At 66.3% G+C, this 26,642-nt stretch carries 26 protein-coding genes and 1 tRNA gene; 14 read left to right on the plus strand and 13 right to left on the minus strand.

Features of this window, described 5'->3' with window-relative positions; genetic code table 11:
- Positions 1-131: 131 nt before the first annotated feature.
- The 5 genes from EGH21_RS02080 to EGH21_RS02100 all read left to right on the plus strand — a co-directional run bounded on the left by EGH21_RS02080 (position 132) and on the right by EGH21_RS02100 (position 4,938).
- Complete coding sequence (locus EGH21_RS02080; protein ID WP_220616813.1) at positions 132-2,036, plus strand: beta-CASP ribonuclease aCPSF1; 1,905 nt, start codon at positions 132-134, stop codon at positions 2,034-2,036.
- 245 nt (positions 2,037-2,281) lie between these two features.
- Complete coding sequence (locus EGH21_RS02085; protein WP_220616814.1) at positions 2,282-2,707, plus strand: disulfide bond formation protein B; 426 nt, start codon at positions 2,282-2,284, stop codon at positions 2,705-2,707.
- 57 nt (positions 2,708-2,764) lie between these two features.
- Positions 2,765-3,796, plus strand: a complete 1,032-nt coding sequence (locus EGH21_RS02090; RefSeq protein WP_220616815.1) for an aldo/keto reductase — start codon at positions 2,765-2,767, stop codon at positions 3,794-3,796.
- Between the two features lie 65 nt (positions 3,797-3,861).
- On the plus strand, positions 3,862-4,506 hold the full coding sequence (locus tag EGH21_RS02095) for a helix-turn-helix domain-containing protein (protein ID WP_220616816.1): 645 nt from the start codon (positions 3,862-3,864) through the stop codon (positions 4,504-4,506).
- Between the two features lie 75 nt (positions 4,507-4,581).
- Positions 4,582-4,938, plus strand: coding sequence for a HalOD1 output domain-containing protein (locus EGH21_RS02100; protein WP_220616817.1), 357 nt, complete (start codon positions 4,582-4,584; stop codon positions 4,936-4,938).
- A 5-nt stretch (positions 4,939-4,943) separates the two neighbouring features.
- On the opposite strand, the gene EGH21_RS02105 is transcribed toward EGH21_RS02100, so the two are convergent.
- Positions 4,944-5,810 carry an endonuclease III domain-containing protein gene (locus tag EGH21_RS02105; protein ID WP_220616818.1) on the minus strand — a complete coding sequence of 289 codons (867 nt, stop codon included), beginning with the start codon at positions 5,808-5,810 and terminating at the stop codon, positions 4,944-4,946.
- A 120-nt stretch (positions 5,811-5,930) separates the two neighbouring features.
- Here EGH21_RS02105 and EGH21_RS02110 point away from each other — a divergent pair, with 120 nt between their 5' ends.
- Positions 5,931-6,776: an SDR family oxidoreductase gene (locus tag EGH21_RS02110; protein WP_220616819.1), complete on the plus strand. Its 846-nt coding sequence runs from the start codon at positions 5,931-5,933 to the stop codon at positions 6,774-6,776.
- A gap of 9 nt (positions 6,777-6,785) precedes the next feature.
- On the opposite strand, the gene EGH21_RS02115 is transcribed toward EGH21_RS02110, so the two are convergent.
- Positions 6,786-7,211, minus strand: coding sequence for a DUF371 domain-containing protein (locus tag EGH21_RS02115; RefSeq protein ID WP_220616820.1), 426 nt, complete (start codon positions 7,209-7,211; stop codon positions 6,786-6,788).
- A gap of 26 nt (positions 7,212-7,237) precedes the next feature.
- Positions 7,238-7,411 carry a hypothetical protein gene (locus EGH21_RS02120; RefSeq protein WP_220616821.1) on the minus strand — a complete coding sequence of 58 codons (174 nt, stop codon included), beginning with the start codon at positions 7,409-7,411 and terminating at the stop codon, positions 7,238-7,240.
- Positions 7,412-7,581: 170 nt separating this feature from the next.
- Between EGH21_RS02120 and EGH21_RS02125 the strand changes: the two genes are divergently transcribed.
- From EGH21_RS02125 to EGH21_RS02135, 3 genes are all read left to right on the plus strand, one after another.
- On the plus strand, positions 7,582-9,423 hold the full coding sequence (locus EGH21_RS02125) for a glycoside hydrolase family 2 protein (RefSeq protein WP_220616822.1): 1,842 nt from the start codon (positions 7,582-7,584) through the stop codon (positions 9,421-9,423).
- A 246-nt stretch (positions 9,424-9,669) separates the two neighbouring features.
- The gene (locus EGH21_RS02130) at positions 9,670-10,560 is read left to right on the plus strand and encodes a coiled-coil protein (RefSeq protein ID WP_220616823.1); all 891 of its coding nucleotides are present in this window, start codon (positions 9,670-9,672) and stop codon (positions 10,558-10,560) included.
- Positions 10,561-10,598: 38 nt separating this feature from the next.
- Positions 10,599-11,372, plus strand: a complete 774-nt coding sequence (locus tag EGH21_RS02135) for a LysE family translocator (RefSeq protein ID WP_220616824.1) — start codon at positions 10,599-10,601, stop codon at positions 11,370-11,372.
- A gap of 3 nt (positions 11,373-11,375) precedes the next feature.
- Here EGH21_RS02135 and EGH21_RS02140 read toward each other — a convergent pair whose 3' ends face one another.
- A complete protein-coding gene (locus EGH21_RS02140; protein WP_220616825.1) occupies positions 11,376-12,092 on the minus strand; it encodes an HD domain-containing protein in 717 nt (238 codons plus the stop codon).
- Positions 12,093-12,556: 464 nt separating this feature from the next.
- Between EGH21_RS02140 and EGH21_RS02145 the strand changes: the two genes are divergently transcribed.
- Complete coding sequence (locus tag EGH21_RS02145) at positions 12,557-13,285, plus strand: GNAT family N-acetyltransferase (protein ID WP_220616826.1); 729 nt, start codon at positions 12,557-12,559, stop codon at positions 13,283-13,285.
- Here EGH21_RS02145 and EGH21_RS02150 read toward each other — a convergent pair.
- Positions 13,282-13,491, minus strand: a complete 210-nt coding sequence (locus EGH21_RS02150) for a hypothetical protein (protein ID WP_220616827.1) — start codon at positions 13,489-13,491, stop codon at positions 13,282-13,284. The genes EGH21_RS02145 and EGH21_RS02150 overlap by 4 nt on opposite strands.
- A 274-nt stretch (positions 13,492-13,765) precedes the next feature.
- Here EGH21_RS02150 and EGH21_RS02155 point away from each other — a divergent pair, with 274 nt between their 5' ends.
- Positions 13,766-14,815: a TrmB family transcriptional regulator gene (locus EGH21_RS02155; protein WP_220616828.1), complete on the plus strand. Its 1,050-nt coding sequence runs from the start codon at positions 13,766-13,768 to the stop codon at positions 14,813-14,815.
- A gap of 98 nt (positions 14,816-14,913) precedes the next feature.
- Here EGH21_RS02155 and EGH21_RS02160 read toward each other — a convergent pair.
- The 7 genes from EGH21_RS02160 to EGH21_RS02190 form a co-directional block, all read right to left on the minus strand.
- Positions 14,914-14,986 (minus strand) — tRNA-Gln (locus EGH21_RS02160).
- Positions 14,987-15,069: 83 nt separating this feature from the next.
- Complete coding sequence (locus EGH21_RS02165; RefSeq protein ID WP_220616829.1) at positions 15,070-15,504, minus strand: metal-dependent transcriptional regulator; 435 nt, start codon at positions 15,502-15,504, stop codon at positions 15,070-15,072.
- Complete coding sequence (locus EGH21_RS02170) at positions 15,501-15,983, minus strand: ferritin-like domain-containing protein (RefSeq protein ID WP_220616830.1); 483 nt, start codon at positions 15,981-15,983, stop codon at positions 15,501-15,503. Before EGH21_RS02170 ends, EGH21_RS02165 begins: the two co-directional genes overlap by 4 nt.
- A gap of 234 nt (positions 15,984-16,217) precedes the next feature.
- Positions 16,218-17,429 carry a Fe-S cluster assembly protein SufD gene (gene sufD, locus EGH21_RS02175; RefSeq protein WP_220616831.1) on the minus strand — a complete coding sequence of 404 codons (1,212 nt, stop codon included), beginning with the start codon at positions 17,427-17,429 and terminating at the stop codon, positions 16,218-16,220.
- 2 nt (positions 17,430-17,431) lie between these two features.
- Positions 17,432-18,862, minus strand: coding sequence for a Fe-S cluster assembly protein SufB (gene sufB, locus EGH21_RS02180; RefSeq protein WP_220616832.1), 1,431 nt, complete (start codon positions 18,860-18,862; stop codon positions 17,432-17,434).
- A gap of 36 nt (positions 18,863-18,898) precedes the next feature.
- Positions 18,899-19,828 carry an ABC transporter ATP-binding protein gene (locus EGH21_RS02185; protein WP_220616833.1) on the minus strand — a complete coding sequence of 310 codons (930 nt, stop codon included), beginning with the start codon at positions 19,826-19,828 and terminating at the stop codon, positions 18,899-18,901.
- Between the two features lie 124 nt (positions 19,829-19,952).
- Positions 19,953-22,757 carry a DNA-directed DNA polymerase gene (locus EGH21_RS02190; RefSeq protein ID WP_220616834.1) on the minus strand — a complete coding sequence of 935 codons (2,805 nt, stop codon included), beginning with the start codon at positions 22,755-22,757 and terminating at the stop codon, positions 19,953-19,955.
- A gap of 107 nt (positions 22,758-22,864) precedes the next feature.
- Here EGH21_RS02190 and EGH21_RS02195 point away from each other — a divergent pair, with 107 nt between their 5' ends.
- The 3 genes from EGH21_RS02195 to EGH21_RS02205 are packed head-to-tail and all read left to right on the plus strand — an operon-like array spanning position 22,865 to position 23,963.
- A complete protein-coding gene (locus tag EGH21_RS02195; protein WP_220616835.1) occupies positions 22,865-23,056 on the plus strand; it encodes a DUF7331 family protein in 192 nt (63 codons plus the stop codon).
- Positions 23,057-23,096: 40 nt separating this feature from the next.
- Positions 23,097-23,513, plus strand: coding sequence for a DUF7322 domain-containing protein (locus EGH21_RS02200; protein WP_220616836.1), 417 nt, complete (start codon positions 23,097-23,099; stop codon positions 23,511-23,513).
- Positions 23,514-23,537: 24 nt separating this feature from the next.
- Positions 23,538-23,963, plus strand: a complete 426-nt coding sequence (locus EGH21_RS02205; protein WP_220616837.1) for a DUF7346 family protein — start codon at positions 23,538-23,540, stop codon at positions 23,961-23,963.
- Here the strand turns inward: EGH21_RS02205 and rad50 are convergent.
- Positions 23,960-26,638 (minus strand): DNA double-strand break repair ATPase Rad50, encoded by a 2,679-nt coding sequence (gene rad50 / locus EGH21_RS02210; RefSeq protein ID WP_220616838.1) that lies wholly within the window; start codon positions 26,636-26,638, stop codon positions 23,960-23,962. The genes EGH21_RS02205 and rad50 overlap by 4 nt on opposite strands.
- Between the last annotated feature and the right edge of the window lie 4 nt (positions 26,639-26,642).

Raw genomic sequence — 26,642 nt, forward strand, 5'->3', positions numbered from 1 at the left:
TTCCGGGCAGTTCTCCGCCTGGAGGTCGTTCACCGAACAACGGACAACTGTATGACCGTACGAGACACTCGGTCCAGACCGACCCGCGACGGAGTACACGCCACCGGCAGGCCGCCCGCCCGTTCTACACTATGAGCACGGTAGACAAGCAACTCGAAGAGGTACGAGCAACGATAGACGAAGAGGTTCCCAACCACATCTCCATCTCCGACGTCACCTACGAGGGCCCGGAACTGGTCATCTACACCCGTGACCCGAAGGAGTTCGCCGCCGACGGCGACCTCGTCCGCCGTCTGGCGTCGAAACTCCGCAAGCGCATCACCGTCCGACCCGACCCGGACGTGCTGACGCGGCCGGAGACCGCCGAGGAGCGGATTCGAGAGATTATCCCCGACGACGCCGGCGTCAGCGGCCTCCAGTTCCTCGCCGACACCGGCGAGGTGCTCATCGAGGCCGAGAAACCCGGCCGCGTCATCGGCCGGCGCGGCGAGACGCTCCGGGAGATAACCAAAGCGGTCGGCTGGACGCCCGACGTGGTGCGCACGCCGCCCATCGAGTCGCCGACCGTCTCGAACGTCCGGGACTTCCTCACGCAGGAACGGGACGACCGGCGGGACATCCTCGAACGCGTCGGTCGGCAGATTCACCGCGACCCGATGTCCAGCGAGGAGTGGGTCCGGGTGACCACCCTCGGCGGGTGCCGAGAGGTCGGACGTGCGGCGTACATCATCTCGACGGCCGACACGCGCATCCTCGTCGACTGCGGGGACAAACCCGGCGAGCGGACCGAACAGCCGTATCTCGACGTGCCCGAGGCCATCGGGTCCGGGGCGTCCTCGCTGGACGCCGTCGTCCTGACCCACGCCCATCTAGACCACGCGGCGCTGGTCCCCCTGCTGTTCGAACACGGCTACGACGGCCCCATCTACTGTACGGAACCCACGCGGGACCTGCTGGGCCTGATGACGCTGGACTACATCGGCCGCGCCGACGCCGCCGGCCGCAAGCGCCCCTACGAGACCGAGATGGTCCGCGAGGCGGTCAAACACTGCATCCCGCTGGAGTACGGCGACGTCACCGACATCGCGCCCGACGTGAAACTCACGCTCCACAACGCCGGCCACATCCTCGGGAGTTCCGTCGTCCACTTCCACATCGGCGACGGCCTCTACAACGTCGCCTTCTCCGGGGACATCCACTACGACAGCACACGCCTGTTCGACGGCGCGGTCAACGAGTTCCCCCGCGTCGAGACGCTCGTCCTCGAGTCCACCTACGGCGGCCGCAACGACTACCAGACCGACCAGGACGACTCCGAGCGAAAGCTCAAGCGCCTCGTCAGCGAGGCCGCCGACCGCGACGGGACCGTCTTCGTCCCGGTCCACGCCGTCGGCCGCGCACAGGAACTGATGGTCGTCCTCGAAGAGGCGATGCGCGAGGGCGACGTCCCCGAGATGCCGGTCTACCTCGACGGGATGATCTGGGAGGCCACGGCGGTCCACACCACCTATCCCGACTACCTCCGCAACGAGGTCAAGGACCGCATCCACGACGCCGACAGTAACCCGTTCCTCGCCGACCAGTTCACGCCCGTCGAGGACGGCGACGACCGCGAGGCCATCGCCGACCGTGACGAGGCGAGCGTGGTCCTCGCGCCGCCGAGTATGCTCACCGACGGCCCCGCCCGGACGTGGCTCGGACACCTCGCACCCGACGCCGACTCGACGCTGGCCTTCGTCGACTATCAGGCCCGCGGGACGCTCGGCAAGCGCATCCAGAAGGGAGCAGACGAGGTGCGCATCGACGGCGACAGCGTGCCGGTGAACATGCGCGTCGAGACGGTCGACGGCTTCTCCGGCCACGCCGACCGGCAGGGACTGGAGAACTTCGTGAAGACGATGCACCCCCGGCCCGAGAAGGTGCTCTGTGTCGACGGCGACGAGTCCGCCACACAGGACCTCTCCTCGGGGCTGTATCACGACTACAACGTGCGGACCTTCACGCCGGAGAACCTCGAGACGTTCCGGTTCGTCTGAAGACCACTTTTTACTGCGGGGGGTTCGCGTAGCGAACCCCCGCTTGCAAAAACATGGGGAAAAACGGCCGGAATCTCGGTCTTCGACCTCGATTCCGGTGAACCGGCGGCTCTGCCGCCGGATGCTCGTCACTGCCTACCCTCCCCCGCTCGCCAGCGACGGAGCGCTGGCGAGGCCATCGCCGGCCACCCCGTCGACGACACCCGCACGTAACGCTTTTTCCGACGGCGCACGCCCTCACACTCGTGTACGGGCGAAACAGTGGCGGTGGGGTTCCCCTCGATAGCCGGTCGCTCCTCGCCGTCGCGACGCTGGTCGCGCTGGTCGCTACCGCCGGGAGCCTCTACCTCTCGCTGGGTCTCGGGCTGACCCCCTGTCGGCTCTGCTGGTACCAGCGCATCCTCATGTACCCGCAGGTGGTCGTGCTGGGCGTCGCCGCCGTCGAGCGACGGCCTGCCGTCGCCCGCACGGCCCTGCCGCTCGTCGGCCTCGGCGGCGCCCTCGCGGCGTACCACTCGTGGTTGCAGGTGACCCAGACCACCTGTGGCATCGGCGCGATAAGTTGCGCGCAGATCCAGTACCGCGTGCTCGGGCTGACGGTTCCGAACCTCTCCTTGCTCGCGTTCTGCCTCGTGGGCGTCGCCGTCGCGGTGGCGTGGCGACGCGGGTGACCCGCACGGGTTGCCGGGCGCCCCAGTGTTTTTGTGGTCGGCCACGTTGGACCGGCTATGGAGTATACCAGACTCGGTTCGACAGGGACGACGGTCTCACAGCTCTGTTTCGGGACGTGGCGCTTCGGCCGCCAGACGGGCGACGTCGTCGAGACGGACCGCGAAGAAGCCCACGAACTGCTGGACGCGGCGTGGGAACGCGGCATCAACTTCATCGACACGGCCAACGTCTACGGCACGCCGAACGGGAAGAGCGAGGAGTTCATCGGCGACTGGCTAGCGGACTACGACCGCGAGGACGTCGTGCTGGCCTCGAAGGTGTACTTCCCCTTCGACGGGTGGGGCGACCCCGGCCCGAACGACTCGGGTCTCGGCCGCAAGCACATCCGCGCACAGATAGAGGGGACCCTCGACCGTCTCGATACGGACTATCTGGACCTCTACTACATCCACCGCTGGGACGAGGAGAGCGACATCGAGGAGACGCTGCGGACGCTGAACGACCTCGTCCGCGAGGGGAAAGTCCACTACCTCGGCGCGTCGACGATGGCCGCGTGGCAACTGACGAAAGCCCTCTGGAAGTCGGACGTCGAGGGCCTCGAACGGTTCGAAGTCACCCAACCGCTGTTCCACGCGGGCTACCGTGACGACGTGAAGGACTACCTCGACGTGTGTGCGGACCAGGATATGGCGGTCTGTCCGTACTCGCCGCTCGCGGGCGGATTCCTCACCGGCAAGTACGAGCGCACGGACGACGAGGACCCGACGGCCTTCGAGGGGCCGGAGGGCGCCCGTGGCTCGCTCGACGACCGGTTCGAGGACTACTACCTCTCGGAACGCGGCTGGCACGTCCTGGACGAGATTCGCGCCGTCGCGGACGAACTCGACGCGACGCCGGCACAGGTCGCGCTCCGCTGGAACATCGAGCAACCGGACTTCACCTGCGTCCCAATCGTCGGCGCCCGCACCGTCGACCAACTCGACGAGAACGTCGGGGCGACGGACATCTCGCTGTCGGACGAGCAGTTCAACCGCATCGTCTCCGCGCGCTACGCCGAGGACGGCGAGCGGTGGGGCCACCGGCGCTGAGTGGGTCCGCGACCGCACGGGTGTACAGGCATATCCTTTTGCTGTTGGACGACAGATAGCCGACGATGGCGACCGTCGCAGAGTTCAGGATGCCGCCGGAGACGTTCCTGCTGGGAGCGGTCTTCGAGTCGTACCCGGACGCAGTCGTCGAGATAGAGCGCGTCGTCCCGACCGGGTCGACCGTGATGCCGTACTTCTGGATAGAGGGTGTCGACGGCGAGACGGTCCGTGGGTTCCTCTCGACCGTCGCGGAGTTCGAGACGGTCACGGTGGTCGACAGCGTCTGCGGACGGTCGCTCCTCCGGAGCAAGTGCGTGGGGACCCACGAGGGGCTACTCGGAGCCATCGTGGACAGCGACGTGACGATGCTGTCCGCGGTCGGGACCGAGGTGGGGTGGCGCGTCGACGTCCGCGGCGACGAACAGCACGCGATTACGGCGTTCGACCGCGCCTGCCGAGACGCCGGTATCGTCCCGACGCTGTCGGAGTTGACCGACGCGGGGTCGGCGGCCATCGAGGGGGCCCCCGAACTGACCGACAGACAGCGCGAGGCGCTGACGCTCGCCTACGAACGCGGGTACTTCAGCGAACCCCGGACCACCACGTTAGAGGAGATAGCGACCGAACTCGGCATCTCTCGGCAGGCGCTGTCGAATCGACTCCGCCGAGGCTACCGGACGCTCGTCGAGTCGCACGTCCTCGAGACCTGACCCGCCACGAACAGTATCAAGAGATTACATAGTCAACCCGCTCTGCTTTACTGCTGTCGTGGCTCTTTCGACTCGATGACCGACCCCACGCCATCGACTGTCCGCGAGCAGTCGGGGCACGACGCCGTCGCAGACGGCACGGCGTGTGATTTCACAGACGTATCGACCCACACTCAGACACACGAGACCCGTGCGGAGTTCGACGGAACCACGAGCCTCGCGAGTCTCGCGGTCCCCGAACTCGTGGGCCGGCTCGAGGGCATAGACCCCTGTTCGTTGCCGTCGCTGTACGAGAGCGTCAATCCCGAGGCGCTAGACGAGCTGTTCGCCGACGACCGGGGAGCGAACTGCAACCTCTCGGTGACCTTCGACTACGCCGGGTACAGGGTGACGGTGCGCGACGGCGCGGTGTCCGTGTCACCGGCCGAGTAGTCCGCTCACTCCGGCGCTTCGGCGGGGTCTACCACGTCGCCCGTCGCCGGATAGACGCCGACCTGTGCACACTGGTCCGCGAGCGGACAGGCCTCCGGGTCGTCCAGACACGCCGGCTTGCGCGCCGTGCAGTACTCCCGGCCGAACTGTATCATCGCCGTATGCCCGAAGCCGCACTTCTCTGCTGGCACGTCGCGTTCGACGTACTCCCGAACCGTCTCGTGGTCGGCGTCGGCGGGTGCCAGCCCCATCCGCCGGGCGATGCGGTGGACGTGCGTGTCGACGGGGAAGACACCGCCGCGCCCGCCGGCGAACAGGAGGACACAGTCGGCCGTCTTCGGCCCGACGCCGTTTAGCTCCAGCAAGCGGTCCCGAACCTCGTCGGGGTCCGCCTCGCGGACGAACTCGTCGAACTCGTCGGCACCGCCGTACGCCTCGCAGATGCGCTGGGCGATAGCGATTATCCGCTCGGACTTCTGGTTGTACAGGCCCGCCGACGAGATGGTCTCGGCTAACGTCTGCTGGTCGGCCTCGGCGAGCGTCGCCGCGAGGTCACCGTCGTCCCCTCGCGGGTCGGTGCTCTCCCCGCTCGGACCGTCCGAGGCGCTTCCCGCCTCACTCCCCCCGTACCGTTCCATCAACGAGTCGTGGGCGGGTTGGCTGGCCTTGTCCGACGTGTTCTGGCTGAGAATCGTGCGCACGAGACACTCGAATGCCGGCCGGCCGCCGTAGGTCTTCGTCCAGTACATCTCGCCGAGGCGGTCGACGACGGCCTCTGCCCGCGTCCCTGCCGTCGATGGGTCGAACGTCGCCGCCCGACCTCCGCCCGACTCGCCCCCGCTGATGTTCTCCTCCGGTTCCGGGTCTGCCATGTCTGTCCGGTGGGCCCCGAGCGGCAAAACCCCTTCACCAAACACGGTCGGTACGGGTCTGGAAAGTCGCTTCGAAGGGTCGTAGCGAGCGCCTATGTCGTCCCCGGACCTCTCTGAGGTATGACCGAGACAGTCCTCGTGACCGGCGCCACCGGAACCGTCGGGTCGGCGCTCCGGGCGGAACTGGTCGACTACGACGCCGTCGTCCGTGCCACGGCCCAGTCCCCACCGGGTGACGGCCCCGCCGACGAGTGGGTCACGTTCGACTTCGAGAAACCGGAGACGTGGGGCGCGGCACTGGCGGCCGTCGACGCGCTGTTCCTGTTGCGGCCGCCCGAGGCCTCGCGAGTCGGACGTCTACGCGAGTTCGTCGACGCCGCGGCCCGCGTGGGCGTCGAGCGCTGTACCGTGCTCTCCGTCCTCGGGGCCGACCGCAACCCACTGCTCCCGCACCGACGGGTGGAGCGTCACGTCGCGGCCTCGGGCCTCGACTGGACGTTCCTGCGCCCCTCGTTCTTCACCCAGAACCTCACGGAAGTCCACGGCGAGTCACTCCGCGCCGGCGAGATTGCGGTCCCCGCCGGCGACGGGGAGACGAGTTTCGTCGACGCCCGCGACGTCGGGGCCGTCGCCGCACGCACGCTCACCGACCCCGGCCACGCCGGGACGGCCTGCGACCTCACCGGCCCCGAGGCGCTGACCTACAGCGAGGTGGCGGCCGTCGCCAGCGACGTGCTCGGATACCCCGTCGAGTACACGGACCCGTCGCTCCCGCGGTTCGTCGTCGGAGAACTCCGCCACGGCCGCCCCCTCGGATACGCACTGGTGATGAGCGGTCTCTACACGACGGCGCGCCTCGGCCTCGCGGGCCGGGTGACGGACGACGTGGGGCGCGTCCTCGGCCGCGACCCGCGGGACGTCCGGACGTTCTTCGAGGACTACGCCGGCGAACTCGGGCAAGACTGATCGACCCTGTCAGGCCGGGTCGACGGTCAGCGTCAGCGTCAGGGTCGCGCCGTCGGCGAGTGCCGTGACGAGAGCGCGGTCCACGTCGCCGGCGGCCGCGTCGGCGCCGACCATCACGGTACGGTCGTCGACGTAGTCGCTCGTCCGCAGGACGTGGCTCCGGTCGCTCTCGAACGTGAGGTCCGGGTGGCCCGACCCCTCCACGGTGACCATGTGGCCGTCGGCCTCGATGGTCGCGGTGATGGTCGCGTCGGCGTCCCGACACGCTTCGGCGAACGCGTCGTCGAAGTCGGCGGGCACCGTATCGGCCTCGATACCGAGGATACAGTCGCCAGCGGGCGTGAGGAAGTCGTCGCTCGTTACCTCCAGCGTACTCGCGTGCTCACCGCTGACGTGTTCGTGGCCGTGTGCGGTGACGACGGCTTCGAGTGACATACGCCGCCGTAGCCCGCGGGCGTATTTCAACGGGACGACTCGGGCCGGGCGACGGTGACCGTCACCGCACCGCACGCACACTCGTAGGCCTCGCGCCGGCCCCAGTCCGTCTCGAACGCCAGTGCCGGGTCGCCGAGCGTTCGGTCGCAATCGCTCGCGTCGCAGGTCGGCTCCGTCGTCTCGCGCAGGTCGTTCAACATACGCCACCGGAGGGACCGAAGCCACCTTAATCCGAGCCGTCCCCGGAGTGAAAGTGAAAGTGACGGCCGGCACGGTCGTCGGGGCGTGTTCCGTCGGACAGACGTCAGCCGTCGCCGACTCCGCCGCCGTGGGGGTAAAGGATATGCCCCCAGCGAACGGGCCACAAGGTATGTCGCTGGAGTGGCGGGGCGCGGCGGTAGCGCCGGACGACGAGATGCCGACGCCGGACGAGTGGGACTCGGTGTCCGTCCCGGGCCGGCCGACGGCCTTCGCCGGTGCCGAGGCCGTGGCCTACGAGACGACGTTCTCGGACCCGCGGAGCGAGGACGAGGCGCACGCCGCGCTACTCCTCCGAGGAACGTACGCGCAGACGCGCGTCTGGTGTAACGGCGAACAGGTCGCGACACACGACACGTACTTCGCCCCGCTCCGGGTCCGGCTGCCCGACGCCGACGAGTACCGCGTCGTCGTCGAGTGTCGCACCCCGGCGGACCGCTTCGGCGGCCTCCACGCCACCGACGCCCTCCCCGACGACCGGTGTGTCCCGGGCATCTGGTGGGAGGCACGGCTAGAGACGTACCCGGACCCGTACGTGAGCGCGATACGGGCACGCCCGCGCCTGACCGAGGAGGGGGCCGCCGTGGACGTGACCGCCGACGTCGTGACGACCGAGGCCATCGACGACCGCCTCACCTTCTCTATCCGGCCGGAGGGGAACGTCCGTGGCGGCGGGATGATGGACCGCTCGCGGGTCGCGACCGGGTCGGGTCACACCACGGTCCAGCACACCATCGACGTGCGCGACCCGTCGCTGTGGTGGCCACACGACCGGGGTGACCAGCCACGGTACGTCGTCCGGGCGAAACTCGACGACGCCGCCGACGAGGTCACGACGGGACTACGGACGGTCAGCTACGACGACGGACTCCGGGTGAACGGCGAGCGTGTCCCCGCACGCGGCGTGACGCTCCTCGACCCGACCCCCGCCGACGTCGAACGAGCCGCGGACGCGAACGCGAACCTCGTCCGCGTGCGTGCGCAGGCGGCCCCACCGGCGGTCGCGGAAGCGTGTGACGATCACGGCCTCCTCCTCTGGCAGGACCTGCCGCTGACCGGCCCGGGTGCGTTCGACCCCGACCGAGGGCGTACGTTGGCCGACGAACTGATGCGGAGCTACGGCCGGCACCCGAGCCTCGCGGCCATCGGCGTCCACGACGACCCCGTCAGGCCGTACGCGGACGGCCTCGGCTCCGGGTTCCTCGACCGCCTGCGCTTCCGCTTTCGGGCGTGGCGAGCAGCGTACGACGCTGGCCCCGCGAACGCCGTCGCCGACGCCGTCGACGCCGTCCCGACGTTTCCGGTCGTGGGCCCGCCGGGCGTCGACCCCGACGCGGTCACGCTGTACCCGGGCTGGCAGTACGGCACCGTCGGCGACCTCGCGTGGCTCTGTGACCACTACGGCGTCGGCGACGTCGTCGGCGGGTTCGGTGCGGGGTCGCTCGGGAGCGACGACCCCGCCGACGAGACGGGGTTCGACCGCACCGCCCACGACACTCGCGTCGACGGCGGTGCCACCGACTCGCAGGCCTATCAGGCACGGGTCGTCCACACGGTCACCGAACACCTCCGCCGACAGGCCAGCGAGGTGGCGGTCCTCGACAGCCTCCGTGACGTCGGGGACGCGGGGATGGGCGTCCTGCGCGAGGACGGCACGCCGAAACCCGCGTACGACGTGCTGACCGACAGCTACGAACCGACGCAGGTCCTGCTCTCGGACCCGACGCCCGGCGAGAGCGACGTCGTCGTCTGCCACGACCGACCCGAGACGGCGACGGTCACCGTCGAGTGGGACCACAACGGGGAGCGACAGCAGGAAGAACACACCGTCGGGCCGTTCGGCCGCGTCACCGTCGGGTCGCTGACGCTCGCGGCGGGCGACGAACTGACGCTCGCCGTCGCCGTCGGTGAGAACGTGGTGACGAACGAGTACGAGATAAACGACAGTATATAAGCTATCTCGAAAGTGTGTGAATCCTTCACGCCCCCGTATTCGGGTGTGTGAGGCGTCGCCACGGTATTCAGTGCACCGGAATATTTAAACAATATCCCCCGGTACTAGCAGATACCAGAACGCTCACGCGTTCAGGCAGTATCGCGTCGCGCCCAACATGAGAGGGAACCCTTGTTATTGGTGCCAGCCCCTCGATAGCGGAGCGCCTGTCTGTGCGAGAGCGGTGATGGCATAGAGGTTTCAACAATGGCAGACTCGATAGACGAATCAAAGAACGTTACAGTAACAGAAGAGGATCTCGAAAACAAATCGAAGGGCGAGCTCATCAAACTCGCCGGCCAGCTCCGTGACCGACGGAACGAGCTGAACCAGATGGCCTCCGAGCGGGCCTCTGACCGCGACGACCTGAACGCGAAGACGCGCGAGAAGGTCGACGAGGCCCAGGAACACCGCGAGAAGCGCGACGAGCTCAACGAGCAGGTCCAGGAGCACAAGGACAAGCGCAACGAGCTCAACGCCGAGGCCAACGAGCTGTTCGACAAGGTCGACAACGTCAAGAACGACCTCGAACTCGACGAGGGCAAGTCCGTCGACGAACTCAAGGACGAGATCGAAGACCTCGAGTTCAAACAGCAGACCGAGGTCCTCTCCTCGGAAGACGAGAAAGAGCTCATCGAGAAGATAGAGGACAAGCGCGAGAAACTCCAGCAGAAACAGGAGAAGCTCGACCAGAGCGGTGACCTCGAAGGGCTCAAGGAGGAGGCCGAAGAGGTCCGGTCAGAAGCCTCGAAGCACCACCAGAAGGTCACGGAACTCGCCGACGAGGCCCAGAAACATCACAACCAGATGATAGAGGCCTACCGCGAGGCCGACGAGATTCGTGACGAGGCCGACGAGAAGCACGAGGAGTTCGTCGAGGCTCAGGAAGCCGCCGACCAGCACCACGAGGACTTCGTCCGCGTCCAGAAGCGCCTGCGCGAACTGGACAAGAAAGAGGAGAAGGAAGAACGGTCCCAGCGCGAGGAGAAGCAGGAAGCCGCTCGCGAAGAGGCCGAAGAGATCTACCAGAAGTTCAAGGAAGGCGAGACCCTCGACACCGAGGACCTGATGAAGCTCCAGAAGGCCGGCAAGCTCTAGACGCGCCGATATTTTCTCTCTGTTCTCCAGTACTGTAGATGCATCACTGGGTCACCACACTGCTGACGAATCAGGTCGGGCCACTCGCACTCCTCCCTACAGCCGTCGGTGGCGTCGTCTTCGGCCTCGCGCTCGCGGCCCCGCCGGGACCGATGAACGCCGTCATCGCCGAGGAGAGCGCGCTACGTGGCTGGCGGGCCGGGTTGCTGGCGGGCCTCGGTGCGATGACCGCCGACGCCTGCTTCTTCGTCCTCTCGCTGGTCGGTGCCGCAGCGGTGGTGACCGAGACGCCGGGCCTCCGGGACGCGATGGTCGCCGTCGGTGGGCTCCTGATGCTGTGGTTCGCCTACGGCGCCGTCCAGGACGCGAACGCGCTCTCGTCGGTCGACGTCGAGGCGGCCGCGACCGAGGAGAGCCGCGGCTTCCGGAAGGCGCTGGTACTGGCGCTCACGAACCCGTACCAGGTCGTGTTCTGGCTCACCGTCGGCGTCGGCCTCCTCCAACCCGGGACGCTCGACGTACTCTCGTATCTCCCGGCCGTCGGTGCCGAGGCGGCGGGCCTGTTGGTGGTCCAGACCGGCCACCCGGTACTGCTCGCGGGGCTGTTCGGCGGCATCGTCGTCTGGATAACGGGGTTCCCGGCGGCTATCGTCGCCGCCCGCCAGCGCGTCGAACGGCTGGCACCGGTGGTCGCGTGGGTCAGCGCCGCCGTCCTGGCGGGCTCTGGTGTACTCTTCCTCGGGCGAGTCGCTGGGCCGCTGCTGGGACGGGTCCAGCGTGTCCTCGTCGATGTCGTCGGGGCGCTCGGGTAGCCGCTACGAGTCGCCCATCCCGGTCGCGACGTCGTCGAGTCGCTCCTCGGTGTCCATCTCGGCCACTTCGGCCTCGAGCCACTCCTGGAACCAGCGCGTGCGCTTGAGTCGCTGGTGGACGATAGACTCGGCCGTGTCGCTCTCGACGCGGTCTTTGGCGTCTTCGCCGCGTTCGATGACGCGGTCGACCATCTCGGCGGCGTCCATGTGCGTCCGGGACTCGTAGCCCATCCGCAGGAGCATGAGTGCCGTCCCGTTGGCACCGATCTTGTCGAGGATGTCGGCCTCGATGAGACAGCGCGTCTCCAGCGAGAGGTTCGAGAGGTCCCCCTGGTAGGAGTGGTCCTCGACGGCGCGACACACCTGTTCGACGAACGATTCGGGGTAGTCACCGTGTGCGGTGAGGTACTCGCGAGCGATGCGGGCACCGGCCTCGGCGTGGACGTCTTGCTCGGCCTCCAGTTTCGCGATGTCGTGGAAGAGAGCAGCCACCCGGGTCACGTCGACGTTCGCGCCCTCTTTCCGGGCGATCTTCGTCGCGATGTCGACGACGTTGAGGATGTGGTTGAAGCGGTACTCCGCGGAGTGCCACGGGTACCACCGCATCCGGCCGCCTTCGTCCTCGTTCTCGACGCTGGCGGCGAGGTAGTCGTGGACGAACTCCTGCATCGCTTCGAACTCCTCGTCCGAGACTGGTGACTCCCTAATCTCGACGCCCACACCACCACCTCCGGCGACAGGTTCCGATATTCATCTTACAGACAAGAAGGTACGTTCGACTCTTTAGCGTTACGACAAGGCGAACGCTGTCTCTCGTGTGGATACGTCCAGAGAAATCACCGTACGACGACACAATATCGAGTTGCCGAGGGGGAGTCCCGATGGTTGAGCGAGCGCGGGACGACAGCGCGGGCGGTACGAGCGACCCGTCGAGTCGCCGTGCACTTCAAGGACACCCCGGCAGACGGCCGGTACGGACAGTGCGACCGGCCGATAACCACGTTCAGACAGTTTTTAGCCGTTTTCACACGTTTTCACCAATCACACTCCACATATACAACACAAGCGCCCACAAATATAAGTCTTTTCTCGATTATCTCCCGTCGAGCGATCGGCTCGTCACAGTGCCCCGGTCGTCACGACTGGGCTGTACGTTTATGCCAGTTCACGACCAGATTGGAGACATGGAACTTCGACCAGCAGAACCAGCCGACAGGCCGGCAATCAGGGACGTCGCACGCCGGTCACTGCAGGCGTCGTACTCGCTCGGCCCGCAGGCGATAAACAGCGCCATCGAGGAGTGGTACGACGAGGACCGCCTCGAAGCCACGTTCGAGGACGAGGAACGACTGTTGCTCGTCGCCGAGAAAGCGGGCCAAGTCGTCGGGTTCTCCGAGAGTGTCACCGCGGCAGACAACACCGGGACGCTGCTCTGGCTACACGTCGACCCCGCGCACCGCGGCGAGGGCGTCGCGTCGGCCCTGTTCGAGGCGACCCGTGAACACCTCGCGGACCTCGGTGCGACACATCTACTGGGCCGCGTCCTCGCGGACAACGTCGAGGGGAACACCTTCTACGAGGCCCGCGGATTCGACAAGGTCGGGACCGAGGAGGTGGACATCGACGGCCGCACGTACGTCGAGAACCTGTACAGCGAGTCGGAGCAGTGGGGCCGGGAACCAGTCGAGACGGAGGACGGCCGGACGGTGTACGTCGACCACGACAACCACGAACGCGGCTCTATCGCGCCGTTCCACATCGTCCACGTCGACGAAGGGGGCGACGACCGATACGGCTACTTCTGTAGCAACTGCAACACGCTCGCCAACGCGATGGACTCGATGGGGCGTATCGAGTGTGACTCCTGCGGGAACGTCCGCAAGCCGCTCCGCTGGGACGCCGCCTACCTCTAGTTCCCGGTGTCGTTCCGTGGCGGCGCTTCGTTCGACTCCCGACGCGGTGGGGGGCGACGGGCCGGCCTGAGTACGAGCACGTAGTACAGGACGAACAACACGATGGCGATGCCGACTCCGACGAGGACGTCACGCGCTACCGACCCGGTCGCGAGGAGTACGAGGACCGTACCACTGCCGACGAGTGAGGGGAGTGCCGCGACCATGTCTGGAGTATCGTTCGCTACTGATAAAACGGCGTACGGTCGTTCTCTCTCCGTGGGAACGGTGCGTCGCGACGGTCGGCTCTCACGGTGCCGATACGACCGGGACGAGTCACGCCGACAGTCCCGAAGCGTGGCTGTGACGGCTCTCAGCACGCTCTCGGGCCTCTCACCGCGGTAGTGCGGGCGAAGCGCATAATACCGAGAGCGACCGAGAGTACGCATGAGTGCCGTTGGAACGAGACCGGACGGGACCGGGGCAACCGGCGAGGTGTGAATGGCGGACGACCTCGTCGATACGCTCCAGCGTATCGGCCTCAACGAGTACCAATCGCGGGCGTACGTCGCCGCCGTGCGTATCGGCGCCACGCAACTGCCGACGCTAGCGGACGAGGCGGACGTCCCGCAACAGCGCATCTACGACGTGGTCGAGGACCTCGAATCGCTCGGCCTCGTCGAGGTACACGAGGGCGGGCGGGCGAAGCAGGCCGTCCCCGTCCCACCCGACGTCGCGATGACCGACCTGAAAGAGCGCCAACTCGCCGAGGTGGAGTCCGACTTCGACTCGGCGACAGACGACCTGAACCGCCTGTTCAGCGAAGTCGAGACGGCCACCGGGTTCGTCACGCTCGTCAACCGGGCGCAGGCCATCCGACGCCACGTCCAGAGGGCGATAGACGCCGCGGAGTGGTGGCTCTTCCTCTCGGTTCCGCTGGCGTGGTACCGTGACCTCGAAGACGACATCCGTGCGGCAGTCGACCGCGGCGTGACCGTCCGCCTCCTCCTCGTCTCCGACGACGAGGACGCCGTGGCGGCGAGGACGTTCCCGACGGCAGTCGCCGTCCGGCGTCGCCCCGGTGCCGACACCCTCGTCGCCGCCGACCGGGCGTACGGCGTCTTCCGTGCTCTCGGGTCGCCCTCGGTGACGCGGCCGGGCCTCGTGACGAGCGACGAGAACATCGTCGAGATGTTCCACCGGTACAGCGAGCAGTTCTGGTTGGCCGCCCACGTCGTCCAGACGGACTCGTCGCCCCCACGGCGGTTCCTGAACCCGTGGCAAGTCATCCAGACCACGTCGGACTCGACAGTCGGACACACCGCCGTCGTCGAGGGCCACGAGACGGCGACCGGCCGGTTCGACACCTGGGAGGGGCGAATCGTCGACGCCGTGTGCGACCCGCCGATAACGAGCGAACAAGCCGGGTACGTCCCGCGAATCGCCGGCCTCGAACTGGCGACCGACACCGGCCACGTCTCGGTCGGTGGCTGGGACGCGACCATCGAAGACGTGGCCGCGCACGGTATCGAGATATCCAATCTGGGGTAGCCGTCGCTCGGTCGACTCTCGTGGTGGCGTAGTGCCGCCCCGAACCGCCCCGCTGGTCACGGATTTACCGCTCCCAGTTCGGTCCGTCACAGAAGTAGTAGTCCCGGGCGGATTCGAACCGCCGTCAAGGGCTCCAAAGGCCCTTATGATTGGCCACTACACCACGGGACTTCGCGCCGGTCGTCCATCGCGGGCCGTCCGCGACCGGACTGTATCAGAACGAATCGCCGGAACGCACTTGAACGCTTCGAGAATCAGTCGCTCGAAACCTCGGCCTCGAGTTCGAGCAACCCGCAGACGTCCTCCTCCGCGTTGAAGCAGTCCGGACACTGCGGTTCCCGGTCGATGATGGTGTCGAGTCGCTCGGCGACCGTCTCGTCGATGACGCCCTCGAGTTGCTTGGCCTCGGTCCGGAAGTCCTCGACTTCGAGCACCTCGACGAGGAAGCGCTCGATGATGCAGTAGTTCTGGAGCGCGTCCCGTGCCTGCTGGATGCCCTCGTCCGTCAGGTCGACGCCCTTGTACTTCTCGTGGTCGAGCAAGCCGCGGTCCTCCAGTTTGCCGATCATCTCGTTGGCGCTGGCGGGACTGACGTCGAGCAGTTCGGCGATGTCGCCGGTCGAGGCCGGGCCGTCCTCCTGTTCCTGTGTGAGGTAGATAGCCTTCAGGTACTGTGCCTGCGTGTTCATTGTCGCTCCTCCATGAGGTCGGTCACTTCCTCGACGCCGTCGGCCTCCTCCTCGCGAATCGTCCGGAGGACGTCCAGCAACCGCTCCCGGTCGACCCCGAACGCCGTGTCGGAGGCCTCGATAGAGGCGATGAGGTCGTCGTAGAACTTGTAGGCGGTCTCCTCGTTACACAACTGGTCGTAGAGGACGCCGTCGAAGTCCTCGTCCGCCTCGTACTGTGCCTCGACGAGCATCTGTATCTCCTCGAAGGGGACCGTCTCGGCTTCGAGGTCGGCGACCAGTCCTTCGAGCCGACGCCGGTGGTCGGCCGATTCGGCGGCGGCGTGGTCGAGCAGGTCCCGCAACGCCGGGTCGAGCGACGCGTCGGTCTCCTCGGCGTGTTTCGCCGCTCGCGCCTCGACGACTTCCTCGAGGACGATGCCGATCTGGAGGAGTCGGGCGAGTTGGTGGTCCGACCCGACGGGCTGTGTCAGACTCATGCCGACCCCCCCGGCCGTGGCGAGCTAATCATGCAAGAACGTCGGGGAGGGCGTAACTTAAGCCGTTCCCTGTCACAGCGCACTCAGACACCGGTCGTGGCGTGGCGGTTACAGATGCGACCCGAGCGAGTCCACGACGGGACACCTCGACCGGTACCGAGACGCGGTCGGCGTAGCCGGGGCTGGATGTTCGAGCGCGAGAGGAGAGAACGAGAACAGAAGGCGAGGGGCCGCTTATTCGCGCAGACGCTCGTAGATGAGGTCGTCTAAGTCCTCGCGGAGTTCGTCGACCGCGACCTCTTCGAGGACGGGGACGAAGAAGCCCTCGACGAGCATGTTCTTCGCGCGGTCGGGGTCGACACCGCGGGAGGTCATGTAGAACATGTCCTCTGCGTCGACCTGCCCGACCGTCGCGGAGTGGGAGGCCTCGGTGTCGTGGTTGTTGATGATGAGCTTCGGCGACGCGTCGGCCTCGGACTCGTCCGAAAGCATCAGCGTGTTCTCACGCTGGTACGAGGACGTGTCCCACGCCTCGCGGCCGACGTCCTGGACGCCTTCGTAGACCGAGCGGGCCTCGTCGTCTAAGACGCCGCGGGTGACGAGGTCGGCGACCGTGTGCTCGGCCTCGTGCCAGACACGGGCCGCGATGTCGAAGTGCTGGTCCTCGTGGCCGAAGAACGCGCCGACGATCTGGGATTCGCTGGAGTCACCGAGCAGGCGCGTCTCGACGTTGGTCTTCGTGAGACGGGAGCCGATGTTGCCCTCTATCCAGTCGACGGTGCCGTAGGTGTCGGCGTGGCCGCGCTTGACCTGATAGTTGTAGCTCTCCTCGGAGAGGTTCTGGAGCGTGCCGTACTGGACGTAGGCGTTCTCGCCCGCGACGGCCTCGACGACGCCGGAGTAGTACCGCGACCCCTCGACGTCGTCGCCGGTGGTCTGGCGTTCGAGGATGGTGACCGAGGCGGACTCCTCGGCGACGACGAGCGTGTAGTTGAACAGCGACTGGCTGTTCATCGTCGTCCGAATCTTCACGTCCTCGGCGTCGACGCCCTCGGGGACGTAGACGACGGTCCCGGCCGAGAACAGCGCCGTCGAGAGCGCGGTGAGGTAGTCCCGCTGGGGGTCGACGACCGAGCCGAAGTGGTCCTCGATTAAGTCGCCGTGTTCGTCGAGCGCCTCGCTCCACGAGAGCACGTCGACGCCCTCGGCGTCGATGCGGTCTTTCTCTTGGGCGTAGTCGAGCGGGTCGACCAGCGACTCGTAGTCGAGCGCGTCGAGGTTGGTCCACTTGCGGCCGGGCGTCTGGATGACGTCGGGCATCTCGAGGTCTTCGAGCGCCGCGAACGCCTCCAGTCGGGTCTCGAGGAGCCACTCCGGCTCGTCGAGGTCCGACGAAATCTGTTCGACCTGGTCTTCGGAGAGTGTGGCGTGTACCTGCGTACTCATGATTATCCGAGCGAGCCCTCCATCTCGAGTTCGATGAGGCGGTTGAGCTCGACAGCGTACTCGATGGGCAGTTCTTCCGTGATGGGTTCGATGAACCCGGCGACGATCATCTGTTTCGCGTCGTCGTCGTCCAGTCCGCGCGACTGGAGGTAGAAGACGTCCTCGTCGCCGATCTTGCCGACGGTCGCCTCGTGGGCGACGTCGACCTTCGACTCCTGAATCTCCATGTACGGCATCGTGTCCGACGTGGACTCGTTGTCGAACATCAGCGCGTCACACTCGACGGACGTCGAGGAGTTCTCGGCGCCGTCGGCGATGTGGACGAGGCCGCGGTAGTTCGTGCGGCCGCCGTCCTTCGCGATGGACTTGGACTCGATGGTGGACTTGGTGTCGGGCGCGTTGTGGTAGACCTTCGCGCCGGTGTCGATGTCCTGTCCCTCGCCGGCCATGGCGATGGTGATGTGGTTGTCCGTCGCGCCGGGGCCCTTGAGGACGGTGGAGGGGTACAGCATCGTGGCTTTCGAGCCCATGCTGCCGGAGACCCACTCCATCGTGCCGTCGGCCTCACAGATGGCGCGCTTGGTGTTGAGGTTGTACGTGTTCTTCGACCAGTTCTGGACCGTGGAGTACTGGACGTGGGCGTTCTCGCCGACGAACACTTCGACGCCGCCGGAGTGGAGGTTGAACGCCGAGTACTTCGGGGCCGAGCAGCCCTCGATGTAGTGGACCTCGGAGTTCTCCTCGGCGATGATGAGCGTGTGCTCGAACTGGCCCATCCCTTCCGAGTTCATGCGGAAGTACGCCTGCACGGGCATCTCGACGGTGGTGTCCTCCGGGATGTAGACGAACGACCCGCCGGACCACACCGCGCCGTGGAGCGCGGCGAACTTGTTGTCGCTCGGGGGGACGCACTTCGTCATGAAGTGCTCTTTGACGAGTTCTTCGTGCTCCTGGACGGCCTTGTCCATGTCACAGAAGATGACGCCCTTCTCCTCCCAGCGCTCCTGCATGTTCTGGTAGACGATTTCGGACTCGTACTGGGCGCCGACGCCCGAGAGGGCGTTCTTCTCGGCTTCCGGGATACCCAGTTTGTCGAACGTGTCCTGAATCTCCTCGGGGAGGTCCTCCCACGATTCGGCGCCGCCGCGCGTCTCGATGTCGGGGCGGATGTACGGAACGATCTGTTCGATGTCGACTTCCGAGAGGTCGGGCGCACCCGGCCAGCCCTCGGGCATCGGCATCTGCTGGAACTGCTCCAGTGCGCGCAGACGGCGCTGGAGCATCCACTCTGGTTCGTCCTTGTCTTCCGAGATGACCCGGACGGTCTCCTCGGTGAGGCCCTTCTCGGTCTCGAAGGCGGAGTTCTCCTCCTTCTTGAATTCGAAGCGAGCCTCGGTGTCGGTCTCTTTGAGGTGGTCTTGGTCTGAGCTCATTGTTGTGTAGGTGTTGTGGCTGTGAAGGGAAGGGTGTTACGCGGCCTCGTAGGCTTCCTCTCGGACCCAGTCGTACCCCTCGTCCTCGAGTTGCTCTGCGAGTTCCGGACCGCCGGACTTGGCGATCTGGCCGTCGAGCATCACGTGGACGTGGTCGGGTTCGACGTAGTCGAGGATGCGCTGGTAGTGGGTGATCTGGAGGATGCCGGCGCCCTGTTCGTCGCGGAGCGCGTTGATGCCGTTCGAGACGTCCTGCAGGCGGTCGATGTCCAGACCGGAGTCGATCTCGTCCAGCACGGCGATGGACGGCTCGAGGATAGCGGCCTGCAGGACCTCGTTCTGCTTCTTCTCACCGCCGGAGAAACCGGCGTTGAGGTAGCGGGAGGCGAACTTCTCGTCCATGTCCAGTTGCTCCATCTTCTCCTGGAGAATCTCCTGGAACTCGGCGACGCCGATTTCGCCCTCTTCGACGTTGCCCTCCATCGGGGAGGTGTCGTAGCCAGCGGCGTCCTCTTTGGTGTCCTCGCCGTCGGCTTCTGCCTCCTCGTCCTCTTCCTCGAAGAGTTCCTCGCGCTCCTCGAGTTTGGCGTTGAGCGCGGTGCGGAGGAAGTTCACCATCGTGACCCCTTCGATTTCGGCGGGGTACTGGAAGCCGAGGAAGATGCCGAGCGCGGCGCGCTCGTTCGGTTCCAGGTCGAGAAGGTTCCAGGTGCGCATGTCCTCCGGAATCTCGAAGTCCTCGCCGAACTCGTCGTCCTCGAGGTGGATGAGGACTTCGCCGTCGGTGACCTCGTAGGCGGGGTGCCCGGCGATAATCTTCGCTGTCGTGGACTTCCCCGAGCCGTTCGGGCCCATCAGCGCGTGGATTTCGCCCGAGTTGACTTCGAGGTCGACACCGCGAAGGATGGTCTCACCGTCCTCTTCTGCGACTTCGGCGTGGAGATTGTTGATTTCGAGTACAGCCATAGTAGTCTCTTAGGTCAACCGAAAGGAGGTACGTTTCACCCATCAAGCTTTCGCATTGCGACGTACTCGACTTCGGTATCTAGAAACAATATTTCTCCGAGGCGAAAAATCCCCCGTGCGGGCGTTACATGAAGCTCTCGAGTCCAGTCTGTTCCTGTCCGGACTTGACCTCGTCCCAGGAGATGTCCAGCGCCTCCAGGATTCTGGCGATAGGACCTTTCAGTGTCTTGTCGAGCATCTTGTCCCAGTCTACCTCGAACTCCGGCGGAATCTGGTCGGCGTACTCGAAGCAGATGACGTCCGGGTCCCGGCGGAACTCCCCGTACAGCGGGTCTCGTTTGGGGTCGAGGCCGAGTTCGTCCTCGACCCGTTCGAAGAAGTCCGCGTGGACCCTGTCGAGGTACAGGCGTTTGGGTTTCGACCCGCTCTGGAAGTTCGTGCCGAGCAGGAGGTTCGCGTACTTCGCGCCGCGGACCTGCGCGGTGTCGGTGTCGTAGTTGTCCAGTTTCTTCCCGATGCCGCCGGGGATGCCGACGTCGTCGTAGTCGACGTTGCCGTCCTGATAGTCCTCGATGACCTCGCCGACGTAGTCCTTGATATGCTCGGCGTCCTCTCCGTGGACGATGCGGTCGATGACCTCCTTCTGGACCCGCTTTGTGATGGGCGCGATGTCCGAGCGCTGGTACTCGAAGCCGGTGATGTCGATGTCGTCGACCTGTTTGCCCTCCTTCCAGACGATGTGGCCGGCGTAGCGTTTCTTCTTGCCCGCCTGGAAGAACCGCCGGTACAGTTTCTCGAACTCTATCTGGAAGCGGTGCTCGTCGGCGTTGAGTCGCTCGCTGGCGAACTCGTCGTAGGAGGCGTTGATGACGTCCTCCAGTTCGAACCCCTTCTCGATGGTCGCGGCGATGGTCAGCAGTTCGTCGTCGTCCATCGCGGGGTACTTCTCGCGCATCTCGTCGGTGACCGTCACGTCGCTGTCGACGTCGTCCGGACCGACGTCGCCGACCTGTAACATCACCGAGTCCGTGTCGCCGTAGACGACTTCGTACCCCTCCTCGGCGACGACTTCGTCGGTGTAGTCGATGACCTCCCGGCCTGTCGCCGTCACCGCCGCGCCCATCTCCTTGTCGTAGAGGCGGAACCGGTCCCACCCCAGCACGCCGTACAGCGAGTTCATGATGACCTTCACCGCGGCCTGCTGGCGGTCGTAGCGCTCGTAGTCGGGGTCGTCCGGGTCGTGGCTGTTGCGCAGTTCCTTCTTCTCCTCGCGCTCGCTGAGGAGTTCGTCGACCATCTCCCGGATGACGCCGTCCGGTTCCTTCCGGAAGTGGGTCCCGTTGGGCGCGCGGTAGGTGTCGCCGTCGTAGGCCTCGGGGTCTACCTTCGTCTCGGGACTCGCGTTCGTCGTCACCATGCACATCGGATAGAGCGACTTCAGGTCAAGCACCGTGACGTTCTCGCGGACGCCGGTGATGGGGTCGAAGACGGCGCCGCCCTCGTAGTCCTCGCTCTCCTGTTGCCCCTTCGAGGGGAGCGCGTACTCGCCGTACAGTTTGTGCAGGACGTACATGTCGACGGCGTCGCCGGGCGTCGTCGCGTCTTCGAGTTTACACCCGACGAACGTGCGGACCTCGTCCCAGAAGTCGACGATGTCCTGTTCGCGGTCCAGTTCCACACAGAGTTCGACGTCCCGGAGGTTGTACTCCAGCAGGCGCTCGGGGTCGTCTTCCCAGAGGTCGCCGATGTCGCCGGTGTAGCGTTCCTTACCGACGCCGAGTTCCTGTTCGCCGACGGCGTCGAGCCGGTAGGACTCCAGTTCGGTGAACTGCGTGCGTTTGTACGCGTACAGCAGGTCGAAGACGACCCGACCCTTGATGTCCGGCCCCTGCCAGTCGCTGCGCCACACCTCGTCGACCCGCGAGAGGCGGTCGATATCGAGGTCGTAGTCGTGGTCGTAGCTCTGGAGGGTCTCGATGCGGTCCAGCAGGTAGGGCGCGTCGAAGTCGTCGAAGTTCCACCCCGTGAGCACGTCGGGGTCGGTGTCCTCGACGTAGGAGACGAAGGCGTCGAGCATCGCCTCCTCCTCCTCGAAGATTCGGACGTCGGCCTCGAAGTCGGCGTCCTCGCGGATGGGGTCGTACTTCGCGAGGGCTTCTGGTCCCTCGATGCCGTCCGGGGACTCGTACAGCCAGACGACGTACTCGTCCGTGTAGGAGTCGTGGGAGGTGAGACAGACGATGGTCTGCTCGCCGTCTTCCGGGAAGCCGTGGCGGTCGTCCACCTCGATGTCGAACGTGTTCACGCGCGGGTCGGCGCTGGCCTCGACCGGCCGGACCTCCTCGTGGTGGACCTTGTAGCTCCCGTCGTCGAGTTCGCGGGCCGGCACCCGGACCCCGCTGGTGATGTCCTTGTCGATGAGCAGGCGGTTCGGGAAGAGGATGTCCGCCTCGTAGTGGTCGAAGTCGTCCCGCATCTGGCCGACGTCGCGCGGCGTCTGCCCGATAATCTTCAGCAGTCGCTCGCCCCGAATCGACTCGAAGGGCTCCCCCTGTTCGTCCTCGTAGCGCCAGTCGACGATGCGGTCGTACTGTCGCAGTCGGTCCTCCGTGACGCTGTCCGCCGGCACGTAGAAGTAGGGTTCGAACTCGTAGACGCGTGCGTGGACCGGGTCTTCGTCGTCGGTCCGGCCGAAGACGTGGACGACGGGGTACTCGTCGTCGCCCTGTCCCTCCACCGTGTAGTCGACCTGCGTGACCACGAACTCGACTGTCTCTTCGACCTCGGGGAACTGGCGTTCGTCGATGTCGACGACGGTCGTCCCGCTCCCCCCGTTGCCGGCGACGGCCGCTGCCTCCTCGGCCGGCCGGTCGTCACCGCCCTCGCCTCCCCCGAAGTCCCCGAGGGCGCTCTGGCCTTCGTCACTCATGCTTGCCGACCCTTCGAGACGACCGATAAAAACGTCGGTGGTCGGCGGTGTTTGACACAGACAGAAGATATATGGTAAGCAATGTCATACCATCGCACGACGTCCCCATGTCGCACCACGCATCTCCCGACGGTCAGTCGGACAGGGCGGACGATATTCGGTCCGAGCCGGCGCTCCCGGACGCCGTACAGACCACCGAGACGTACGAGACCGACGAGGGGACAGTGTTCTACGACGCCCAGCATCCGCTGGCGTGGATTCAGACGGACACCACGCTCGAACTACAGGACGCGGCCTGACTGAGAAGCCCTTTTGGTGGCCGCGGCCCCATCTACGGTCGTGCTAGACGGCCCCGACGAACGGGACCCCGACGGGGACCCCGGCGTCCTCTCGGAGAAGAGCCCCTACGAACCCGACGAGTTCGACCCCGACAGTCTGGGGCCCGACGTCCCGAAAGCGCCCAGGCCGCCGGACGGCAGCGGCGACAGCGACGTCGCCGCACTGTTCTGGAAACTCGTCCTCGTGTTCAACGTCGCACTACTGGGGCTCTCGGTCGGCCCGATGCTCGCCTACTTCGAGGGGCGCGTCGACCTCGGCGTCCGGGTGTTCCTCGTCGGCCTCCTCGCCTTCGGCTACGGGACCTTTCGGTACTACAAGTTCAGACGAGACCGTGAAGACGACGGCGGCGCCCCGGACGCCGAGACGGCCGACGACCGACGGACCGACGACTCGGACGCCGCCGACCACAACGGCTAACCACGCGCGTCGGCTACCGCCGGTATGCGCACCGTCCGCGACACGTCGGGGACACACTACATCCTGCTGAAAGAGTCCAGCGACGCGAGTCTCGTCCGCGACCCGGCGACCGGTGCCGAGCGACACGTCCCCAACGAGGACCTCGAACCCGTCGATGGGGAGTCACCGCTCGTGACGGCCGCAGACGCGGTGCCGGAAGCCGTTCGGACGGTCGTCTCGGCCGCTCACGACGACCGGTCGCTGGGCCTCCTCGTCGAACTGGACGCCCGCGGCCCCCTCTCGGTCCACCAACTCCTCGACAGCTACGACCTCTGTGAGAGCGACCTGCACGGCCTGCTCGGGGAGTTCCGCGCGGCGGGACTGCTCGAAGAGATCGAAGTGATGGGCCAACGTGGTTACGACGTGACCGAGACGGCCAGCGCCGCCGTCGCGGCACTCACGGACCGTTAGGCCAGTTCCGCGACCGACTCCTCGATGCGCTCGACCCGGTCGACGTGTGAGCGGTTCGAGGTGGCGTCCTTCTCGACACGGACGAGGTCGTCGGCCGCCCCGACGAGTTCCTCGTCGTGGCTGACGACCAGAATCTGTTCGACGCCCACCTCGTCGCGCATGTACTCGACGAGGTCCAGCAGTTGCGTGACGTGGCCGGAGTCGAGGAAGACCGTCGGTTCGTCGAGGATGAGCGGCGGCATCGGCGCCGACCCCTCGATGCCCTCCGCGAGCAGTCGGTAGATGGCACAGCGCAGGCTGAGGTTGAACAGCGCCCGCTCGCCGCCCGACAACTGCTCGGGTTCCAGCGGTTCGCCGTCCTTCTGGAACACCGTCAACTGGTACTCGCCGTCGAGTTCGATGTGGGAGTACGAGTCGTTCTGGTAGACCAGCGAGAACGTCTGGTTGAGCATGCGTTCGAGCGTCTCGACGTTCCGCTGGCGCAGTTCCGCCCGGAGCGTGCCGTACATCCCCTGTAGCTGTTCGGCCTCCTCGTAGAGGCCGTCGAGTTTCGAGAGGTCGTCGGCCAGTTCTTCCCGCTGGTCGCGCAGGTCCTCCAGTTCCGCAATCTCGTTCTCGACGGCGCCGATGGCGCTCTGTGTCTCGTCTCGCTGGTCGCGCAGTTCGTCGAGTTTGGCGTCGGCCTTCTCGATGTAGCGCTCGGCGCGCTGGCTCTCGTTCCGGGCCTCCTCGACGCGCGACTCGTCGACCTTCTCGGCCAACTCCTGCTTGCGCTCGCGCTTCTCGGCGAGGCGGTCCCGGCGCTGGTCGTTCGTCTCGGCCTGCTGGGACCGTTGCTGACGGAGTTGTTCGATTTCGGTCTCGCACTCCTCTAAGTCGTCCAGCAGGTCCGACACCCGCTCCAGCCGCTGGACGGCCTGCTTGACCTCCTGATGCTCCTGGTTGCACTCGCCGATGACCGACCGGCACTCGGCGGCCTGCCGTTCGGCCGCCTCGGCGGCCTCGCGCTTCTCGTCGGCCTCGGCTTCGAGTTCGTCGGCCGCCTCGCGCAGTTCTTCGACGCGCCGTTCGTCGGCTTCGAGGCCCGACTCCTTCTCCTCGATGAGTTGGACGACCGTCGAGCGATTGTCTTCGAGCGTCGCCAGCCGGTCGGCGGCGTCGGCCAGCGACTCCGCGCGTTCGCGGTCCGCTTCGAGCGTCTCGACCCGTTCGCGAGCGTCAGCCAGCGTCGACTCCAGTGCTGCCACGCGTTCCCGGTCGTCCTCGATGGACTCGACGTGTGGCGAGTCCTCGACGTCCTGCCCGCACTCGGGACACTTGCCGGCGTCGAGCAGTTCCTCGGCTTCGGCCAGTGCCTCGCGCTCGCTCTGGAGTTTGGTCTCCAGTTCCGTCACGCGCTGGCGGGCCTCCTCCAACTCCTCGGTGACGGCGTCCCGGTGGCTCGCCGCCTCGTCGCGGTCCACGTCGGCCTCGTCGAACCGCGCCTCTAGCGTCGCGATGTCGTCGTCGATGTCGTCGAGTCTCTCGCGTCGGTCGGCGACGCTCTCGCGGGCGCCCGCGAGGTCGGCTTCGAGGTCGCTGGCCTCCTCGCGCTTCGCGTCGGCACGGGACTGGAGGTCCTCGGCCTGCGATTCGAGCGAGTCCGCCTCGCCGCTGTGTTTCTGGGCCTCGACTCGCTGTTCCTCGATTCGCGAGCGGAGGTCGTCGGCGCGCGCTTCCAGTTCGTCGAGTCGCGATTCGACGGCCTCCTCGTCCGCGGCGTCGAGGTCCGTCTCGCCGAGCGTCTCGTCGAGGTCCGATTCGAGCGACTCGCGCTCCTCCTTCAGGTCAGCGATGCGCTGGTTGAGGCGCTCGCGCTCGGTCTCGGTCTCGGTAATCTCGGCCTCCAAGTCCTCGATGTCGGCGGTCAGTTCGTCCAGTGTCTCCCGGCGGTCCTCGTACTCGTCGAGGACGGACTGGGCCTGCTCCAGCGTCTCCGCGGCCGTCTCTCGCTGGTCCTCGATGCGCTCGATTTCGTCTTGGGTCTCCGAGAGGTCCGTCTCCAGCGCGTTCAACCGTTCGTGGAGGTCCCGGTCCTCCTTGGCCTCGATTTGCTCGTCGAGTTGCGAGACGCGGCTCTGTTTGTCGTCGCGCACCCGCTTGACGCCCACGCGGGCGTCGCTGGCCCGTTCGCGGTACTCCTCCAGTTTGCCCAGTTGCAGGAGGTCGTCCAGCATATCCTGCCGGTCGCTCGGCGAGGCGTTGATGAGTTTGTTCACCTCGCCCTGTCGGACGTAGGCGCAGTTGACGAACGCCTCGCTGTCCATCCGCAGGAGTTCGGTGACGCGACGGCGGACGGCACGGGCACCCTCGAACGTGTCGTCGGGCGTCTCCAGCACGCACTTCGCCGTGGTCGCTCGCTCGCCAGTGTTGCGCACGCGGCGGGTGAGGTGATAGTCGCCGCCGGCGTGGCTGAACCACAGTTCGACGGTGCAGTCGTCGGCCCCGATGGTGACCACCTCGTCTAAGTTCTCGTCGATGGCTTTCGAGCCGTAGAGGGCGAAGAAGCAGGCCTCCAGCAGGGAGGACTTCCCGCTCCCGTTGAGGCCGTGGATGACGGTGACGCCGCGGTCCAGCGTGAGGTCGGCGTCGTCGTAGCACTTGAAGTTCTCCAGACGGACCCGCTGGAACCGCATCAGT

This window comes from Haloarcula rubra (genome assembly GCF_019599465.1).
Taxonomy (GTDB): domain Archaea; phylum Halobacteriota; class Halobacteria; order Halobacteriales; family Haloarculaceae; genus Haloarcula; species Haloarcula rubra.

What these genes read in the sequence shown, in the direction of transcription:
- EGH21_RS02080 (WP_220616813.1), top strand. Translation starts at nt 132, where the DNA reads ATGAGCACGGTAGACAAGCAACTCGAAGAGGTACGAGCAACGATAGAC.
- EGH21_RS02090 (WP_220616815.1), top strand. Translation starts at nt 2,765, where the DNA reads ATGGAGTATACCAGACTCGGTTCGACAGGGACGACGGTCTCACAGCTC.
- EGH21_RS02095 (WP_220616816.1), top strand. Translation starts at nt 3,862, where the DNA reads ATGGCGACCGTCGCAGAGTTCAGGATGCCGCCGGAGACGTTCCTGCTG.
- EGH21_RS02100 (WP_220616817.1), top strand. Translation starts at nt 4,582, where the DNA reads ATGACCGACCCCACGCCATCGACTGTCCGCGAGCAGTCGGGGCACGAC.
- EGH21_RS02105 (WP_220616818.1), bottom strand. Translation starts at nt 5,810, where the DNA reads ATGGCAGACCCGGAACCGGAGGAGAACATCAGCGGGGGCGAGTCGGGC.
- EGH21_RS02110 (WP_220616819.1), top strand. Translation starts at nt 5,931, where the DNA reads ATGACCGAGACAGTCCTCGTGACCGGCGCCACCGGAACCGTCGGGTCG.
- EGH21_RS02115 (WP_220616820.1), bottom strand. Translation starts at nt 7,211, where the DNA reads ATGTCACTCGAAGCCGTCGTCACCGCACACGGCCACGAACACGTCAGC.
- EGH21_RS02120 (WP_220616821.1), bottom strand. Translation starts at nt 7,411, where the DNA reads ATGTTGAACGACCTGCGCGAGACGACGGAGCCGACCTGCGACGCGAGC.
- EGH21_RS02125 (WP_220616822.1), top strand. Translation starts at nt 7,582, where the DNA reads ATGTCGCTGGAGTGGCGGGGCGCGGCGGTAGCGCCGGACGACGAGATG.
- EGH21_RS02130 (WP_220616823.1), top strand. Translation starts at nt 9,670, where the DNA reads ATGGCAGACTCGATAGACGAATCAAAGAACGTTACAGTAACAGAAGAG.
- EGH21_RS02135 (WP_220616824.1), top strand. Translation starts at nt 10,599, where the DNA reads ATGCATCACTGGGTCACCACACTGCTGACGAATCAGGTCGGGCCACTC.
- EGH21_RS02145 (WP_220616826.1), top strand. Translation starts at nt 12,557, where the DNA reads ATGGAACTTCGACCAGCAGAACCAGCCGACAGGCCGGCAATCAGGGAC.
- EGH21_RS02150 (WP_220616827.1), bottom strand. Translation starts at nt 13,491, where the DNA reads ATGGTCGCGGCACTCCCCTCACTCGTCGGCAGTGGTACGGTCCTCGTA.
- EGH21_RS02155 (WP_220616828.1), top strand. Translation starts at nt 13,766, where the DNA reads ATGGCGGACGACCTCGTCGATACGCTCCAGCGTATCGGCCTCAACGAG.
- EGH21_RS02165 (WP_220616829.1), bottom strand. Translation starts at nt 15,504, where the DNA reads ATGAACACGCAGGCACAGTACCTGAAGGCTATCTACCTCACACAGGAA.
- EGH21_RS02170 (WP_220616830.1), bottom strand. Translation starts at nt 15,983, where the DNA reads ATGAGTCTGACACAGCCCGTCGGGTCGGACCACCAACTCGCCCGACTC.
- sufD (WP_220616831.1), bottom strand. Translation starts at nt 17,429, where the DNA reads ATGAGTACGCAGGTACACGCCACACTCTCCGAAGACCAGGTCGAACAG.
- sufB (WP_220616832.1), bottom strand. Translation starts at nt 18,862, where the DNA reads ATGAGCTCAGACCAAGACCACCTCAAAGAGACCGACACCGAGGCTCGC.
- EGH21_RS02185 (WP_220616833.1), bottom strand. Translation starts at nt 19,828, where the DNA reads ATGGCTGTACTCGAAATCAACAATCTCCACGCCGAAGTCGCAGAAGAG.
- EGH21_RS02190 (WP_220616834.1), bottom strand. Translation starts at nt 22,757, where the DNA reads ATGAGTGACGAAGGCCAGAGCGCCCTCGGGGACTTCGGGGGAGGCGAG.
- EGH21_RS02195 (WP_220616835.1), top strand. Translation starts at nt 22,865, where the DNA reads ATGTCGCACCACGCATCTCCCGACGGTCAGTCGGACAGGGCGGACGAT.
- EGH21_RS02205 (WP_220616837.1), top strand. Translation starts at nt 23,538, where the DNA reads ATGCGCACCGTCCGCGACACGTCGGGGACACACTACATCCTGCTGAAA.
- rad50 (WP_220616838.1), bottom strand. Translation starts at nt 26,638, where the DNA reads ATGCGGTTCCAGCGGGTCCGTCTGGAGAACTTCAAGTGCTACGACGAC.